At 64.0% G+C, this 15,750-nt stretch carries 14 protein-coding genes and 2 tRNA genes; 6 read left to right on the top strand and 10 right to left on the bottom strand.

What is annotated here, in order from left to right:
* Positions 1 to 46: 46 nt before the first annotated feature.
* Positions 47 to 616, top strand: a complete 570-nt coding sequence (locus GX414_03095; protein NLI46073.1) for a CPBP family intramembrane metalloprotease — start codon at positions 47 to 49, stop codon at positions 614 to 616.
* On the opposite strand, the gene GX414_03090 is transcribed toward GX414_03095, so the two are convergent.
* From GX414_03090 to GX414_03070, 5 genes are all read right to left on the bottom strand, one after another.
* Positions 604 to 1,644 carry a hypothetical protein gene (locus GX414_03090; GenBank protein ID NLI46072.1) on the bottom strand — a complete coding sequence of 347 codons (1,041 nt, stop codon included), beginning with the start codon at positions 1,642 to 1,644 and terminating at the stop codon, positions 604 to 606. The genes GX414_03095 and GX414_03090 overlap by 13 nt on opposite strands.
* Positions 1,645 to 1,657: 13 nt before the next feature.
* Positions 1,658 to 2,755, bottom strand: coding sequence for an aminofutalosine synthase MqnE (gene mqnE, locus GX414_03085; GenBank protein ID NLI46071.1), 1,098 nt, complete (start codon positions 2,753 to 2,755; stop codon positions 1,658 to 1,660).
* Positions 2,756 to 2,764: 9 nt separating this feature from the next.
* Positions 2,765 to 3,652 carry a UbiA family prenyltransferase gene (locus GX414_03080; GenBank protein ID NLI46070.1) on the bottom strand — a complete coding sequence of 296 codons (888 nt, stop codon included), beginning with the start codon at positions 3,650 to 3,652 and terminating at the stop codon, positions 2,765 to 2,767.
* Positions 3,652 to 4,251: a UbiX family flavin prenyltransferase gene (locus GX414_03075; GenBank protein ID NLI46069.1), complete on the bottom strand. Its 600-nt coding sequence runs from the start codon at positions 4,249 to 4,251 to the stop codon at positions 3,652 to 3,654. Before GX414_03075 ends, GX414_03080 begins: the two co-directional genes overlap by 1 nt.
* 325 nt (positions 4,252 to 4,576) lie before the next feature.
* On the bottom strand, positions 4,577 to 5,065 hold the full coding sequence (locus GX414_03070) for a hypothetical protein (GenBank protein NLI46068.1): 489 nt from the start codon (positions 5,063 to 5,065) through the stop codon (positions 4,577 to 4,579).
* Positions 5,066 to 5,186: 121 nt separating this feature from the next.
* Between GX414_03070 and GX414_03065 the strand changes: the two genes are divergently transcribed.
* Positions 5,187 to 6,578 carry an aminopeptidase P family protein gene (locus tag GX414_03065; GenBank protein NLI46067.1) on the top strand — a complete coding sequence of 464 codons (1,392 nt, stop codon included), beginning with the start codon at positions 5,187 to 5,189 and terminating at the stop codon, positions 6,576 to 6,578.
* Positions 6,579 to 6,882: 304 nt separating this feature from the next.
* Here GX414_03065 and GX414_03060 read toward each other — a convergent pair whose 3' ends face one another.
* The gene (locus tag GX414_03060) at positions 6,883 to 8,067 is read right to left on the bottom strand and encodes a PLP-dependent transferase (protein NLI46066.1); all 1,185 of its coding nucleotides are present in this window, start codon (positions 8,065 to 8,067) and stop codon (positions 6,883 to 6,885) included.
* A 292-nt stretch (positions 8,068 to 8,359) separates the two neighbouring features.
* Between GX414_03060 and GX414_03055 the strand changes: the two genes are divergently transcribed.
* Positions 8,360 to 9,205, top strand: coding sequence for a DUF2911 domain-containing protein (locus GX414_03055; protein ID NLI46065.1), 846 nt, complete (start codon positions 8,360 to 8,362; stop codon positions 9,203 to 9,205).
* Positions 9,206 to 9,338: 133 nt separating this feature from the next.
* Here GX414_03055 and GX414_03050 read toward each other — a convergent pair whose 3' ends face one another.
* The 4 genes from GX414_03050 to GX414_03035 all read right to left on the bottom strand — a co-directional run bounded on the left by GX414_03050 (position 9,339) and on the right by GX414_03035 (position 14,131).
* The gene (locus GX414_03050) at positions 9,339 to 9,626 is read right to left on the bottom strand and encodes a hypothetical protein (protein ID NLI46064.1); all 288 of its coding nucleotides are present in this window, start codon (positions 9,624 to 9,626) and stop codon (positions 9,339 to 9,341) included.
* A 74-nt stretch (positions 9,627 to 9,700) separates the two neighbouring features.
* Complete coding sequence (locus tag GX414_03045; GenBank protein ID NLI46063.1) at positions 9,701 to 11,419, bottom strand: sodium:solute symporter; 1,719 nt, start codon at positions 11,417 to 11,419, stop codon at positions 9,701 to 9,703.
* Positions 11,416 to 11,565, bottom strand: a complete 150-nt coding sequence (locus GX414_03040) for a hypothetical protein (protein ID NLI46062.1) — start codon at positions 11,563 to 11,565, stop codon at positions 11,416 to 11,418. The genes GX414_03045 and GX414_03040 overlap by 4 nt, the downstream gene beginning before the upstream one ends.
* Positions 11,558 to 14,131, bottom strand: a complete 2,574-nt coding sequence (locus GX414_03035) for a PIG-L family deacetylase (GenBank protein NLI46061.1) — start codon at positions 14,129 to 14,131, stop codon at positions 11,558 to 11,560. The genes GX414_03040 and GX414_03035 overlap by 8 nt, the downstream gene beginning before the upstream one ends.
* Before the next feature lie 182 nt (positions 14,132 to 14,313).
* Here GX414_03035 and GX414_03030 point away from each other — a divergent pair, with 182 nt between their 5' ends.
* From GX414_03030 to GX414_03020, 3 genes are all read left to right on the top strand, one after another.
* The gene (locus GX414_03030; GenBank protein ID NLI46060.1) at positions 14,314 to 15,477 is read left to right on the top strand and encodes an MFS transporter; all 1,164 of its coding nucleotides are present in this window, start codon (positions 14,314 to 14,316) and stop codon (positions 15,475 to 15,477) included.
* Between the two features lie 76 nt (positions 15,478 to 15,553).
* Positions 15,554 to 15,629: transfer RNA gene (locus tag GX414_03025), tRNA-Val, on the top strand.
* Positions 15,630 to 15,659: 30 nt separating this feature from the next.
* A tRNA-Asp gene (locus GX414_03020) sits at positions 15,660 to 15,736 on the top strand.
* Positions 15,737 to 15,750 lie beyond the last annotated feature (14 nt).

The raw sequence follows: 15,750 nt of genomic DNA, 5'->3' as shown, positions 1-15,750 counted from the left end.
TGTTAAAGTGATTTTTGATGCACGCTTATATCTTGTTGAATTAAAAATGAATAACCGCGATCTCGTCAAAGCCGTGCTGCTGGGGACCATAGTGCTCGCGGCGATTCAGACGGGGATCGCCTTCGGGGTGCGCGGGCCGTCTTTGGTGGACGACCTGGCCGGTTTGCCGGGGCCGCTCGACACCTTGGCGCTGGCGGCGTTGCTGGGACTTCTCACAGCCGGTACCGGCGCCCTCCTCTATGAGCAATGGCCGTGGCTTTGCGCGCGACTGGATGCGGAAATATACCTGGCGGTGGCGGCGGTGCCGCCGGTGCCGTGGCTGTTCGTGGCGGTGGTGGGGTCCGCGGCCGAAGAAGTACTATTCCGTGCGGCACTGCAGCCGCTGATCGGCATCCTGCCGGCGACGACGTTGTTTGCCTTCCTGCACTTTTTGATGCAGCGACGGCTGGCCGCCTACGGTGTCATGGCGTTTGTGATGGGGCTGGTGTTGGCGTCGGTGTACGCCTGGACCGGATCGCTCGGCGCGGCGATGGCTACGCACATCATGCACAATCTGGGGGTCTCGGTCTGGGTCCGGCGCAGCGGCCGCTTCCCACCCGCCGCTCAGGGCACATAGATGGACAACAGATCCAGCAGCATCGAGTAGCCCACCTCCTGACGGCCCGAGCCCGGGCCTTCCAGGTAGATGTCGCCGACTGTCTCTGACTTGAACTGGATCGCGTTCTGCGTTTCCACCACGTGATAGAACGGATCGAGTGCGTCGATCTTGTTCGGCCCGACCTGGCCGCGCCACGATCCATCCTCATCCCGCACGGCATGGGCGATCATGCGGTAGCGCATGTTCTTTTCCCGGGCGGACTGGACGTCCCGCACGGTGATGTTTGTGATCCCCTCCCGAATGAACCGGTCCAGCGGCTGCTGGCGATCGCTCAGCACATTGAGCAGAATCATCAGTTTGGCCATGGTGTCGTGCCCTTCCAGGTCGAGGGCGACGTCGGCTTCGGAGTAGCCGTTTTCAACGGCTTCCTGGATTGCAGCCTCGCCCGGCTTGTCCTTCTCCATCTGGGCCAGAACGAAGTTGGTGGTCACGTTGAGCAAGCCCCGTATTTCCAGCACCTCATCGGCACGGTAGGCATTGCGAAGGAGGGGCACCAGCGGGGTGCCGTTCATCACCGAGGCGCCGAACAGGTAGCGCACGCAGTTGGTCTTGGCCAGGTCGCGCAGTTCCTGGTAGTTGAGCGCCGCCGGCCCCTTGTTGCTGGACACCACATGCTTGCGCAGCCCCAGTGCCTGGCGGATATAGCCGGCGGCAGGCTCGCCGGTCTGCAGGTTGGAGTGGGTACACTCAAGCACCACATCAGCCTGGCTCAATTCCAGGCATGCCAGCGGGTCCAGCCCCTTGACACAGGCCTGGTCTGACGTCTGGTAGTCGAGGAGCCCGCGGCCGTCCTCGAGGATGGGCAGAATCTCGCTGATCTTCAGGCCAGCCGAGGCGGTGACGGAGCCGTGGGAGCGGTCGCACACCGAGACCAACTGGAAGGTGATGCCGTGCCGGACGGCCAGTTGTTCCCGCTTCTTCCGTAAGACCGACAGAAAGCCCTGGCCCACATTGCCCGCTCCGATGAGCGCGATCTTGACATCCATTGGCGTCACCTCGTCAGACGTTCTGACTCCGGACATTATACACCGTGTCCCGCTCCACGGGTACCCGGCCAGCTTGCCGGATCAGATGCACCAGCTCGGATCGGGTCATGCCCTGGGCCGTTCGGGCGCCCGCGCTGTGGGTGATCCGCTCCTCGATCACGGTGCCGTCGATGTCGTCCACACCGAACGAGAGTGAGACCTGGGCGATCTTGGGTCCCACCATGATCCAGAACGCCTTGATGTGGGGGAAGTTGTCCAGCATGAGCCGCGCCACGGCCAGATTCTTCAGGTCGTCGTAACCGGTGGTGCCGGCACCCTGTTCCACGCGGGTGTTCTCAGGGTGGAAGGCCAGGGGGATGAACGCCAGAAAGCCGCCGGTCTCGTCCTGCAAGTCGCGCAGCTGGATGAGGTGCTCCACGCGCTCCTCGGCTGATTCCACATGGCCGTACAGCATGGTGGCGTTGCTGCGGATGCCCAGCTCATGGGCGGTGCGGGCGATTTCCAGCCAGCGTGCTCCCGGGATTTTCTTCTCGCAGAGCTGCTCGCGGACTCCGGGTGAGAACACCTCGGCGCCCCCGCCCGGAATGGAACCGAGCCCGGCCGCCTGAAGGTCCAGCAGTGTGTCTCGCACCGTCTTGCCGGCGACCGCGGCGATGTGGTCGATCTCCACCATGGTGAACGCCTGCAGGTGGACATCCGGGAGGCGGGCCTTCAGTCCGCGAAGCATGTCGAGGTAATAGCTGTAGGGCAGGCGGGGATTCAGGCCGCCGACGATGTGCAGCTCGCTGATGCCCTCGCGGGCGTGCCCCTCGGCGATGGCGAAAATCTCGTCCAGCGACATCGTGTGCGCCTCGGGGTGGTCCGGCGGGCGGTAGTAGGCGCAGAAACGGCATTCGTTGACGCAGACGTTCGTATGGTTGATGTGGCGGTTGACAATGTAGTAGGCCCTGTCTCCGTTGAGCCGTTCGCGGACCACATTGGCCAGGTAGCCGATGGTCAGCAGATCGTGGCTGCGGTAAAGCCGCACCCCGTCGGCGAAATCGAGGCGCTCGCCGCCATGCACCTTGCGGGCGACGTCTGCGAGCGGGGATCGGGCCGAGATGTCCAGCATGATGTCGCCTCAGCGGATCGGGATGATGGGAGTTCGGAACAGCCAGATGTCCAGCAGCACGATGACGAACAGCAGGATGCTGAAGATGCCGTTCAGGGTGAAAAACGCCGTGTTCACCCGGGACAGGTCCTGCGGCCGCAGGAGCAGGTGTTCATACACGAGGATGCCGGCCAGGAACAGGGAACCCGCCAGGCTGAACCACGACAGTTGGAAGACATAAATGATCAATCCCAGCGAGAGGATGGTCCCGAGATGCAGCAGGAAGCTGATGGCCAGGGCCCGGCGGATCCCAAAGCGGACCGGGACGGAATAGAGCCCGAACCGGCTGTCGAAGCCGACATCCTGGCAGGCGTAGAGAATGTCGAATCCGGCGACCCAGGTGACCACGACCACCGACAGCAGCAGGATCCGGGGGTCGAAGGTGCCGGTTACCGCGATCCAGCCGCCGGCCGGAGCGATACTCAGGGCGAAGCCGAGCACGACGTGAGTCAGCGAGGTGAAGCGCTTGGTCAGCGAATATCCCAGGATAACCAGCAGTGCGGGAAACGCCAGGATGAAGGCGAGCGGATTCAGCAGGTAGGCCGCCAGCAGCATGAGCAGGGCGCTGGAAATGATGAAGCCCACCACGTACCGCCGGCTGACCCGCCCCTGCGGCAGCACGCGGTTGCTGGTTCGCGGATTCTCGCGGTCAAAGGGGAGGTCCGCCAGCCGGTTGAACGCCATTGCGGCGCTGCGGGCGCCCACCATGGCCAGCAGAATCCAGGTGCACGTGACGGCATCGGGGAAGCGGCGCTCGGCCAGCACTGCACCCAGGAAGGCGAAGGGGAGCGCAAAGACGGTGTGCTCGATCCGGATCATCTCCAGAGTCAGGCGGAGCTGCCTGAAGATGACGGTGATCACGGCTGACCCGTCCAGGTCAGGTTGTCCGGCAGCGGCGACCCCAACACGGCCAGGACCCGGGCGGAAACGGTGCCCGCTAGCTCGTCGATGCTCTGTGGGCGTGAATAGAACGCGGGCATGGCGGGGAGGATGATCGCGCCCGCCCGGGCCGCCCGGAGCATATTTTCCAAATGGATGATGTTGAGCGGTGTTTCCCGGGGGACGAGCACCAGCGGGCGCCGCTCCTTCAGGCAGACATCGGCCGCCCGATGGATCAGGTTGCGGCCGGTGCCGGCGGCAATCTCGCCCAGGGTGGACATGGTGCACGGCGCGATCACCATGCCGTCGGTGGCGCAGGAACCGCTGGCGATAGGCGCGAACCAGTCGCTCTCATCAAACCACACCGCCTTGGACAATCCCAGTCGCACGGCGTCTTCTGGCCCGGCCAGGCTCTGGCCGGTTTCCATCCGGAACACATCGCGTCCCGGCCTGGAGACCACCAGGAAGATTCGGGCCACATCAGTCGCTGTCTCCAGCCGCTGGAGCAGGTCCCAGCCGTAGATGGAGCCGCTGGCTCCCGTGATCGCCACGATGAATGTCTTTCCGGTTCCACGCATAAACACGTATTTTACAGAAATCATCCAACGATGGCAATGCGGAGCTGGTTTGTAAACACCCGGCGGATTTTGGATGCGCAATATTGCTGATTGAGATGGGCTTATATCATATACACCAAATTTACACCTTTTCTCTTGACATACATCTCGGGTGCTGTCATAATGCAAATCGCCAACCATTTTTTCCGATCCGGCCTCCGGGCCGGATTATTTTTTAAGAGCCAATCTGACGATTGATTCGCTGTAACTTGCCGGTCAGGAAGTCGCAATGCAGATTCCGGAGTCACGTTGGCTGCGGTGAGTGCACTCAATGAGGGACGGTGCGTCAATCGTCGAGGTGCAGCTCCGTGCGCCATCCGAAGCCCCGGCGGTTGTCCGTGTAGACGACTACGTCGACGTCGAGGCAGTACATGGACAGGTGAGCGAGCTGGCCGCCGGGCAGGTGCCCGGCGCCGTGCTGGCGAGCGACGAACGACTCCACCAGGGGGAATTTGGTGAGGTATAGACCAATGGCCTGGATTTTCTCGACCGAGGCGTCCACCCGGCGGACGGTGCCCGAAAGTTGCACACCTCGGATCATCAGCCAATCGGCATTGTCCACCGAGATCGAGCCGGCGGCCCGCGGAACGTCCTGCAGGTGGCTCACATGCCGGGAGTCGGGGCTGGAGAAAAAATAGAACCGCCGGCCGCGATGGGCGAAGTAAACCGATGCACACCAGGGGTATACAGCCGACATCGTGGCTAAATGCATGATGGTGCAGTCGTGGAGGAACGATTCCACCTCTTCCCGGATTCCGTTCGGTGCAGGGTGCATCGTTGACAAACCTCAATCAGATCGGCAGTCACCATCTCCAGGCTCGGGCGTTGCGCCTTGGAGGGCTGTACAACGGCTCGAATCTGGTATATCTTACTAGAAACCTTTGCCTGGAGGAATCATGTTCGACGCTCGGGTGTACGCCAATCGCCGGAACGCGCTGCGGCAGCTCCTGAACGGTTCGTGGATCCTGATCCTGGGCCACGACGAGGCGCCGCGCAATTACGCGGACAATCCCTACCCCTACCGCCAGAACAGCCATTTCCTATACTTCGCCGGTCACGCCATTCCCAACATGGCCCTGCTCATGACTCCGGAAGAGGACATCCTGTTCGGCTACAAGCCGACGGTGGCCGATATCGTCTGGACCGGGCCGCTGCCGTCGCTGGAATCACTGGGCGAGACGGTGGGCATCCACCGGGTGGAAGACATCAATTCACTGGAGCAGTTTCTCGTCACATTCCGGGGCGGCGCCCAGACGCTGCACTACCTGCCGCCGTATCGTGGCGACCATCTGTTAAAGCTGGCCGGCCTGCTGCACCTCAGCGCGCAGGAAACCCGCCAGAACGCCAGCGAGGCATTGAAGCGGGCCGTTGTGGAACTGCGGCTGGTAAAAGGCGACGAGGAGGTCGCCGAGATCGAACGCGCGGTCGAGGTGAGCTTCCACATGTACGCGGCGGCAGCGCGAACCATCGCGCCGGGACGCACCGAGTTTGAAGTCATGGCGGCCATGCACGACGCGGCGATGAGCCGCGGGATGCCGTTGTCATTTCCCCCCATAGTGACCATCCACGGCGAGGTGTTGCACAACCACGCGTACCATAACCAGATTCCCGCTCACGGCATGGTCCTGATGGACACCGGTGCCGAGACCACCGCCGGTTATGCCAGCGACATCACCCGCACCTTCCCCATCACGGGTACGTTCGATTCACGGCAGCGCGAGATCTACGAGATCGTCCTCGCAGCCAACGAACGAGCCATCCGGATGTGCCGGCCCGACGTGGCGTTCCGCGACGTCCATCTGGAGGCGGCCCGCGTGATCGCCGACGGACTGGTGGCGGTGGGACTCATGCGGGGAGACGTCCCGCAGGCGGTGGCCGCCGGCGCCCACGCCCTGTTCTTCCCCCATGGCCTGGGCCACATGCTGGGCCTCGACGTGCACGACATGGAGGATCTGGGCGATCTTGTGGGCTACGGCCCCGACAATCGGCGCTCCGAGCAGTTCGGACTGGGCTACCTCCGGATGATCCGGCCGCTGCGGCCCGGCTACTGCATCACCATCGAGCCGGGAATCTATTTCATCCCGGCGCTGGTGGAGCAGTGGCGCGCCGAGAAGCGCCACGCCGAGTTCATCAACTACGACCAGGTGGACAAGTACCTCGGTCTGGGTGGATTCCGCATCGAGGATGACGTGCTGATCACCGCGGACAGCGCCCGGGTGCTGGGACGGCGCATCCCGAAAGCCGTCGCAGACGTTGAAGCCCTCATGGCGGGCAACTACCCGGTGTAGGCAGTCGTAAGTTGGGTGAGGGGAGTTGAAGCAGGGGTCCGGGATCTGGGGTCTGGGGTCTGGGATCTGGGGTCTGGGATCTGGGGTCTGGGACCTGGGACCGAGAACCTGGGTTCTGAAAACGAGGGCTCTATTTATGGACGGAGAATCACCATCGGTTGATCCTACACAATTCGGACAATCCCCAGCCGACACATTGAAAATCGGTTCTGTTCGCGACGAACAATCAAAACCAAGGGTGTATATCCCTAAGGTGCTGTACCCAGGACCCAGGACCTAGGTCCTGTAACTTGCGTCCCGGCACCTACACCTTTTCCATCGCCTGTTCGAGATCGGCCTGCAGATCCTTGACATCTTCGATGCCCACGGAGTACCGCACCAGACCGTCGGTGATGTCGGCGGCAAGCCGCGATTCGCGGGACATGCCCGCGTGGGTCATGGAAGCGGGATGCTGGATCAGAGTCTCCACCCCGCCCAGCGAGACGGCCAGGATGGCGAGGCGGACGTTGTCCATGAGCCGGCGGCCGGCCTCGTAACCGCCCTTGAGCTCGAAGCTGATCATGGAGCCGAAACCCCGCATCTGCCGTTTCACCAGCTCATGCTGGGGATGGGATTCCAGGCCGAGATACTTGACCCAGGCTACCTTGGGGTTGCCCTCCAGCCAGCGGGCGATCTGCATGGCGTTGTGTTGGGACCGCTCGACGCGCAGCGACAAGGTTTTTAGACCGCGCAGCACCAGGTAGGCCTGATGAGGGTCCATGTTGCAGCCGAAGTTCACCATGAGGGGACGGATCCGGCGATACATCTCCTCGGTTCGGGTGACGATGATGCCGCCCACCACGTCGGCGTGGCCGTTGAGGAACTTCGTCACCGAATGGAAGACCACATCGGCGCCGAGTTCCAGCGGCCGTTGCAGGTACGGGGTGGCAAAGGTGTTATCCACCACCAGGACGGCGCCGTGAGCGTGGGCCAATTCCGACATGGCGGCCAGATCGGTAACCTGCATGGTGGGATTGGATGGCGTTTCCACGTACAACACGCGGGTTTCGGGGCGGAAGGCCTGCCGGACCTTGTTCGTGTCGGACGTGTCGACAAAAGTTGCCGCCACGCCGAACCGGCTGAGGTGTTTTTCCACGATCAGCCGCGAGGGGCCGTAAACCGAAGCCGTGCTCACCACGTGGGCCCCCTGGTCCAGCAGCGCCAAGTAGATGGTGGACACGGCGCCCATCCCGGAGCTGGTGGCGATGCCGTCGAAGCCTCCTTCCATCTCGGCCACGGCGCGCTCCAAGGCCCGGATGGTGGGGTTACTGATCCGGGTATAGATATACCCGTCCGAATCGCCGGCGAACAGAGAAGCCCCGTGGGCGGCATTTTTAAAGGCGAAGGTGGAGCTTAGATAGACGGGCACGTTCACCGCACCCAGCGAGTCCTGGTGATGGCCGCCGTGGACCTGCAACGTGCTGAAGCCGTGCTTCGAATTGGAATCCATGTCGCCTCCGGGGATTGCCGGTGGGCAGCCGGCTGAATTAAAAAATCAGTGTATCATCCCACTGTGTGGCTGCCAAGCAATAAACAGGTATTTTCCGGTTTATTGCCGCTGCCAGGCGCTTCCCTGAAACCGTTCGGTGAGGTATGAATCCAATCCGAGGTCTGGTAGAATACGTTCAACATCCGGGAGGAAGCCAACACCGCGGTCGAGTGAACGCCTCAACGGGGCAGATGACACACACTCGGTCTGACCGCTCCTGCGGCAACTCCGGCGAAATTTGTAAGGAGGCAACATGAACATGGCTAAACTCGTTTCGATGGTGCTGCTGGCGTTGGTGCTGGCAGTGATCCCCCTTCAGGCCCAGGGTTTGGAAATACCCCGAGTCAGTCCCAAAGCTGTGGTCACTCAGACCATCGGCACTACGACCGTGACTGTCACCTATTGCCGCCCCGGCGTCAAGGAGCGGACGATCTGGGGCGGCCTGGTCCCCTATAACGAAGTGTGGCGCACCGGTGCCAACGAGGCCACTCTCCTGACCATCAGCGATCCGGTCAAGGTGGAGGGGCAGGAGCTGGCGGCCGGCACGTATGCACTGGCGACCATCCCTGGCGCCGACGAGTGGACATTCATCGTCAACAAGAACACCGCCATGTGGGGCACCATGGGCTACAAGCAGGAGGAGGACATCCTGCGCGTGAAGGTCAAGCCGGTGATCGTAGCGCATACGGAGTGGATGCAGTTCGTGTTCGCTGACCTCAAGGAGGACTCCGCCACCCTGATGCTCCAGTGGGAAAAAGTGGGCGTTCCGGTAAAACTCAGCGTGGACACCGCCGGCAAGTTCCTGAACCAGGCGCGCAAGACCATGGCCCGCTACTGGACGGAGCCGTATCGGGCGGCCATGTTCTGCCTGGACCATGACACCAACCTCGATGAGGCGCTCAAGTGGATCAACACCTCGGTGGCGATTCAGGAAACCTACTACAACCTGGCGGCGAAGGCGCGCATTCTGGCTAAACAAGGCCAGAAGGGCGAGGCCGTGGCGACCATGGAAACAGCGCTGGTGATGGGCCGCAAGATGGAACAGCCCCCCTTCAACCTGAAGGAGATGGAGGGCTTGCTGGCGGAGTGGAAAAAATAGCAACCGCAGGACCGATGGGATCCGTCATTCGATAAACAAAGAGCCCCGATTCCGGGGCTCTTCTCATTATCTTGACAGCATGTTGTCAGGATCCTTCCAGCAACAGCGCCGGGCGGATCCGAGAGATCCGAGATTACTTGGCCAGCGCCTTCTTGATGAGTCCCACGATGGCCATCAGGACACCGCCGCCGACACCGCCAGCCGCAATGTTCCCGATAATGGAACCAAGGTCCAGACCGGCCCCGCCCGAGAGCGCAACCCCCAACAACTTGAGGAGGAACCCGCCAATTCCGCCGCCCAGAATGCCGACGATGGAATCGCCGAGGGTGCCCAGAGAAAACTTCTTCATCAAAGCTCCCGCCAGGTTGCCGCCCAACGCACCGCTCACCAGCTGAATGATCAGAGGCAGCCACTGTTCCATCTTTCCTCCTTTGCCGACGAAATTAAGAGTGATGAATGATTTATATTGGGAAATGACGATATTGTCAACATGAATCAACTGCAAGGACCGGTGCGGCCAATCGTCGATAGAAAGTATCTTTCAACAGAATGGAACAACAGGGCGAGCCCGATGACCATGATGCAACCCACCACGTTGTACCAGAGGAACGAGACGGGAGTGCACAGCCAGCAGGCGATTACCGCCGCTTCGGCGACCAGCGCGGCGATAAATACCGCATTGCCGCGCACGCGCTTGGCGAAAAACGCCACGAGAAAAATGCCCAGGATGGTGCCGTAGAAGAGAGAGCCGAGAATGTTGACGGCCTCCACCAGTGTGCCCAGGCGGCCGGCGTACTCGGCGAAGAACATGGCGAAGGCACCCCAGGCGAGGGTGGCCAGCCGCGACACAGCCACCTCGCGGCGTTCCCCGACGGCGCCCCTGGTGAGCCGGCGGTAGCCGTCCACGACGGTGACGGCGGACAGCGCCGCCAGTTCGCCCGAGGTGGACGACATCGAGGCGGAGAACACCACCGCCAGGATCAGGCCCACCAGCCCGGCCGGCAGGTAGTGGAGCACGAACGTCAGGAACACGTAGTTCACGTCGTTGGTGTTCGCCGTCGGATCCACCTCTTGGATGAGCCGCGCGGCGGCGGTGCGAGTCTGGTCCACGGCCCGGTCGGCTGCCGCCAGCGCCTGCCGGGCCTTTGCGTCGGAATCCGCCGGCCCATCATCAATGATCCGGGCCAGTTCCTGCGCCCGCTGCTTCCTTTCCTCGAGCAGTCGCTGGTGCCGCCCCTCCAGTTCCAGCCATTCGGCCCGCCGCTCGCTCGCCACCACCTTGGCGGTTTCCACAGGGTTGAAGAAGAGCGGGGCCGGATTGAACTGGTAGAACACGAAGAGCAGCGCGCCCAGCAGCAGGATGGCGAACTGCATGGGTACCTTCAGCAGGCCGTTCGTGAGCAGGCCGGTGCGGCTCTCGGCCACCGACCGGCCGGTGAGGTAGCGCTGCACCTGCGAGTGATCCGTTCCGAAGTAGGACAATGCCAGGAAGAACCCGCCGATCAGACCTGACCAAATGTTGTAGCGGTTCTGCAAGTCGAAAGTCCAGTCGATCGGATTGAGCCGCCCGAGGTGACCGGCCAGTTGCAGCACGCCTGTTGTGGAGACGTCGTGCGGCAGCCGCCACACCAGAACCACGAAGGCGGCGGTCATGCCCAGAAAAATCACCGCCGCCTGTTGCGGCTGGGTGCGGCTCACCGCCCGGGCGCCGCCGGTGACGGTGTAGGTGATCATGAGCCCGCCCATGACCAGGATGGTCAGCGACAGGTTCCAGCCGAGCAGCACCGACAGCACCAGCGACGGCGCATAGATCGTCAGGCCCGTGGCCAGGCCGCGCTGAAGCAGGAAGAGGAACGCCGTCAGCAGCCGGGTTTTGGTATCAAACCGCTGCTCGAGGTATTCGTAGGGGGTGAGGATTTTCAGCCGGTGGTAGATGGGAACTGCCACCGCGGCGATGCCGATCATGGCCAGCGGCAGGCCGAGGTACATCTGGACGAACCGCATGCCGTCGGCGTACCCCTGGCCGGGGGTGGAGAGGAAGGTGATGGCACTGGCCTGGGTGGCCATGATGGCCAGGGTGACCGAGTACCAACGCATGCGGCGGCCCGCCAATAAGTACTCCTGGAGGCTGTTCGCCTGGCGGCCCTTGTAGATGCCGAAACCGGTGATGAAGGCCAGAGTGCCGCCCAGCACCAGCCAGTCCAGGAGCGTCATGAGAACCACCGCTGGAAAAGGTAGAACAGCACGATCCAGCCCAGCAGGTTGCCCGCCACCACGAGGTAGAAGCGTCGCCACGTCCCGAAGAACGGCGGCGGCTCCTCGAGCGGCTCCGGCCCGCGTCGGGTGGCGGGATCACTCATCGGCGGCCTCCAGCGAGAGCAGATTCACGAAGAGGCGGTACGCGCCGGGGACGCCCGCTGGGAGCTGCCGGAAGAAGGCCAGTCCGGTGTAGACGAAATGGCCCCGGCCGTGCCGGACCACGACAAGCCCGCCGTCCATGGGCGTTTCGCCCGGGTCGTGCATGGCCAGCGGCGCGGCGAATCGCGGGTCCCGCTCCCCGGCGAAGTAGAGGCCGCGCTCCTGCTCCCAGCCGGCGAAGTCCGCCGCGGTGATCCGGTTGGGGGTGTTCAGGACGGGATGCTCCGGGAGGAGGAACATGACCGGCGATTCCTCGTCGGTGACGCGGTTCCGGGTGAGCGTGAGCGGGAGAGGACCCACGGGGTCCGCCACGAGGCCGCGGTCGGTGGCGTACTGGACGACGAGTGTGCCGCCGGCGGCGACGTAGTCGGCCAAGCGGCCCGCCAGCGTGGCCAGCCGCGACCGCGTGTTGTAGGCCCGAACCCCGGCTACGATGGCGTCGTACGCCGCCAAATCGCCCGATTCGAGCGCCTCGTCCGAGAGCAGATCCACCGTGTAGCCGATCTGCCGCAGGCAGTCGGGCACGTCGTCGCCGGCACCCATGATGTAGCCGATCCGGCGGCCGTCGCGCCGCAGGTCCAGCCGCACCAGGTGCAGGTGAGCGGGCGGGAACAGGGTCTGGGTGGGGATGTGCGGATAGGCCAGCTGCTGCAGGCCCTGACGATAGGTGCCGCCATCGGTCACCGCGGCCAGATCCAGCACCGCCGTGCCGGCGCCGGCAGGCGGAGTCACGCGGACGGACAAGGCGCTCTCGTCCGACTTCCGCTCCAGCGCGAACGGCTGTTCGGCCGGTTCCACCTGCCAGCCGTCGGGGACGACGGCGGTGACCGTACCCCTGACTCCGGGCCGTCCGGCGACGACAGTGAAGCGGATGTCGCGGGGCCGGTTGTCGGCGAACATCTCCACCCGGTCCACCGAGCGGATCATGACGGGCGGCTGGATGATGAACGGCCGGTACTGCTCGCCCTCCACCGCGTCGCGCCAGCGGTAGCGCACGGGCACGGGAAAATCGATGACCGTGTTCCCAAACGTCAAATAGAAGACGACCTCGAGCGCCGGCGGATTTTCGGCCAGCCCCCGCCGCGACGGGTCGTTGTCGCGATAGACGCCCCGCTCGGGCTCCTGGAGCAGCCAGTACGGTTGGGAGACGGCTGCGTCCGGCGGTATGGTCACGGCGAGTTGCCGCGTGTCGGGTTGATCGGCGGCCAGGACGGTGTCGCGCGTCTCCGTCTTGCCGGCGGCGGTCACGGACGTCCAGGTGACCCGTGCCCCCGACCGGTTGATGGCGGTGACAGACACCTTGATGGTTTCGCCCGGCGCGGCCGTGTCCGTTTCGGCGATCGCCTCCAGCCAAAGCCCGGCGCAGTCGCGGATGGCGTCCCTCAGCTCCTCGCGTTTCACCGCCGCCCATGGATGGTCCAGCGCTGCCAGCGCCTCCCAGGCCTGCAGGAGGAGCGGCAGCACGTCACTGGGCCGGCGGGGATTGAAGCGGGCGGCCGCTTCGCTGAGCAACCGGCCGACCGCATCGCCGCCCGGCACCCGGGCCCAGGTGGTGTCGATGCCCTCGAACAGGTCGGCGGCGGCCGGCTCCCCGGCCAGCAACTTGAAGTAGTCGGTGTACGCGCCGCGGCGGGCCAGCACGCCGAATCCCTGGGTTTTGTGCATGGAACGGCTGCGGGCGGCGGTCTCGGCGAACGATTCGCCGAACAGCGGATCGTAGGCGCCGGGATTGAGCTGAATGAGACCGGTGGCATCGAACGTGCGATCAGACGGCGGCCGCCAGGCGTTCCAGAAAATCCGGCGCGCCTGCCACGGCTTGACCCACTGGAGTTGCTCCGGGAAGCGCGCCGGGTCGGCGGCGGCATGGAAGGCGTCCAGGGCCAGGATGGCCGAGGCGGTATGGTGGCCGTGCGTCTCGCCGGTGGACGGGAAGCGGGTGACGATCACGTCGGGTTGGAATCGGCGGATCACCCAGACCACGTCGCCCAGCACGGCCTCGCGGCCCCAGATGGCCAGGCTCTCCTCGGGCGTCTTGGAGTAGCCGAAATCCCGCGCCCGCGTGAAGAACTGCTCGGCCCCGTCAATGCGGCGGGCTGCCAGCAACTCCTGGGTGCGGACAGCGGCCAGGAGCGGTCCCTGCTCGGTGCCGATGAGGTTCTGGCCGCCGCCGCCGCGGGTCAGCGACAGGTACGCCGCGCGGACCTTTCGCCCGCGCGCCATGTACGCCAGCAGGGCGGTGTTTTCATCGTCGGGGTGGGGCGCCACATACAGGATGCTGCCCAGCACCGTCAGCCGGTCCAGGGTGAGCTGCAGGGCGGCGGCGTCCCGCGGAGGCGGCGGCGGGATGGCGGGAGCGTGGAGCATGCCTAGCGCGGTGGCGAAGATCACGACCAGAGCCCGCAGCAGCCTGGAACAGGAGCGGCGAGCAGGGCAGGGGCGGAGCGTCATGTGAACTCCCTTGGGAAAGTGGTTGCATTCGACGGCGCCGGTGCCATAATGGGCGGTCATCTCCGGATCGTCCGTCGCCGATTGATGTTTGTACGATGAAGGCGGTCTGGTGTTCAACTGTTATTTGACCGGCCGCGACACCCGACCGGCGATGACGACAGTCCTGTTGGATGACGGTTCGCCGCCGGCGTTGCCTCAATTTGACGGATGTGCGGACGGCCGGGAAAGTGAGAAGGAGTTTCGTGCGCATCCTGACCCGATACCGCAACCGATGGCGGGAGTCCAGTCCGAGCCTGCGGGTGTTTCTGGTCGGCGCCCTGCTGCTGGGAATCAACAACGGCATTCTCACCGCCACCTTCAACAATTACCTCTTCGACTCGTTCCACGTCAGCGCCTCGGCCCGCGGCCTGATCGAATTCCCGCGGGAGCTGCCCGGCTTCGCCATGATCTTCGTCACCGGCGCCCTCGCCGCGTTCTCACTCCGGTTGTGGGCCGTGCTGGTGGGACTGACGACCGGGGTCGGCATCCTGGGCCTCGGGTACCTGTCCCCCACGCTGTCCCTCATGATCTTCTGGATGATGCTATGGAGCCTCGGGGACCACCTGTTCATCACCGCCGAAGCCACCATCGGCCTGAAGCTGGCCGAGGCGAACCGGGCCGGTCGGCGGCTGGGACAGCTCACCGGTGCGCGGAACCTGTCCATGATCTTGGGCACCGCGGCCGTCTGGCTGTTAATGGACCGGCTGGGCGTTCGCTACCCGGGTGTCTACACGCTGGCCGCCGCCACGGCGATTCTGGCGGCCGTGGCCTTCAGCCGGCTGCGCCTGCCCGGCGACGGCGGCGGCAACCACCGCCGGTTCGTGCTGAAGAAGCGGTACACCCGGTTCTATCTCCTCAATATTTTCTGGGGCGCCCGCAAGCAGCTCTTCCTCACGTTCAGCCCGTGGGTGCTGGTGAGCGTGTTCCACACGCCGCCCCAGACCATCGCCCTGCTGGTCATGGCGGCGGCGGTGGGCGGCGTGGTGTTCCGCCAGTACTTCGGTCTGGCGGTGGATCGGTTCGGCGAGCGCGCCGTGCTGGTGGTCGACGGCGTGGCGATGGCGGCCATCTGCCTGGGGTTCGCCCTCTCGGCGAACATCCATCTGTTGTACGGATTGTTCGTGCTCGACAGCCTGATGTTCGCCACCCGGATCGCCCGGATCACCTACCTGAACAAAATCGCCGCGGACAAGCGGGAAATCGCGCCCACCCTGTCCATGGGGCTGACGTTGGATCACGCGGTGTCCATGATCGTGCCGTTCCTTGGCGGGTTCCTCTGGGACGCCTCCGGCTATCCGGCCGTGTTCCTCGCCGCGCTGGCTCTGGGGTTGGGCAATCTGTGGCTGACCCTCCGCCTGGAACACTGAGCCCACGTTCGATGCGGATTTCCGAAATTCTCCTTGACACATTTGGAGGGCTCGGCTATAAATATGCCTTCTTCCGGGGCGGTTAGCTCAGCTGGGAGAGCATCGGTTTTACAAGCCGGAGGTCACAGGTTCGAGCCCTGTACCGCCCACCAGGAAACGGATCACGGGTCTTTAAAGCACGCGGGGTTGTAGTTCAGTTGGTTAGAACGTCGGCCTGTCACGCCGAAGGTCGCGAGTTCGAGTCTCGTCAACCCCGCCATATTCAGCCTCCCT

Source organism: Acidobacteriota bacterium (genome assembly GCA_012517875.1).
Classification (GTDB): domain Bacteria; phylum Acidobacteriota; class JAAYUB01; order JAAYUB01; family JAAYUB01; genus JAAYUB01.
Note: the sequence above shows the minus strand (reverse complement) of the source record. Positions and strands in the feature narration are given on the sequence as shown.

Coding starts and splice junctions, on each gene's coding strand:
- GX414_03040 (NLI46062.1), bottom strand. CDS start 11,565: ATGAGTGATCCCGCCACCCGACGCGGGCCGGAGCCGCTCGAGGAGCCG.
- GX414_03055 (NLI46065.1), top strand. CDS start 8,360: ATGAACATGGCTAAACTCGTTTCGATGGTGCTGCTGGCGTTGGTGCTG.
- mqnE (NLI46071.1), bottom strand. CDS start 2,755: ATGCTGGACATCTCGGCCCGATCCCCGCTCGCAGACGTCGCCCGCAAG.
- GX414_03090 (NLI46072.1), bottom strand. CDS start 1,644: ATGGATGTCAAGATCGCGCTCATCGGAGCGGGCAATGTGGGCCAGGGC.
- GX414_03035 (NLI46061.1), bottom strand. CDS start 14,131: ATGACCGCCCATTATGGCACCGGCGCCGTCGAATGCAACCACTTTCCC.
- GX414_03065 (NLI46067.1), top strand. CDS start 5,187: ATGTTCGACGCTCGGGTGTACGCCAATCGCCGGAACGCGCTGCGGCAG.
- GX414_03095 (NLI46073.1), top strand. CDS start 47: ATGAATAACCGCGATCTCGTCAAAGCCGTGCTGCTGGGGACCATAGTG.
- GX414_03060 (NLI46066.1), bottom strand. CDS start 8,067: ATGGATTCCAATTCGAAGCACGGCTTCAGCACGTTGCAGGTCCACGGC.
- GX414_03050 (NLI46064.1), bottom strand. CDS start 9,626: ATGGAACAGTGGCTGCCTCTGATCATTCAGCTGGTGAGCGGTGCGTTG.
- GX414_03045 (NLI46063.1), bottom strand. CDS start 11,419: ATGACGCTCCTGGACTGGCTGGTGCTGGGCGGCACTCTGGCCTTCATC.
- GX414_03075 (NLI46069.1), bottom strand. CDS start 4,251: ATGCGTGGAACCGGAAAGACATTCATCGTGGCGATCACGGGAGCCAGC.
- GX414_03070 (NLI46068.1), bottom strand. CDS start 5,065: ATGCACCCTGCACCGAACGGAATCCGGGAAGAGGTGGAATCGTTCCTC.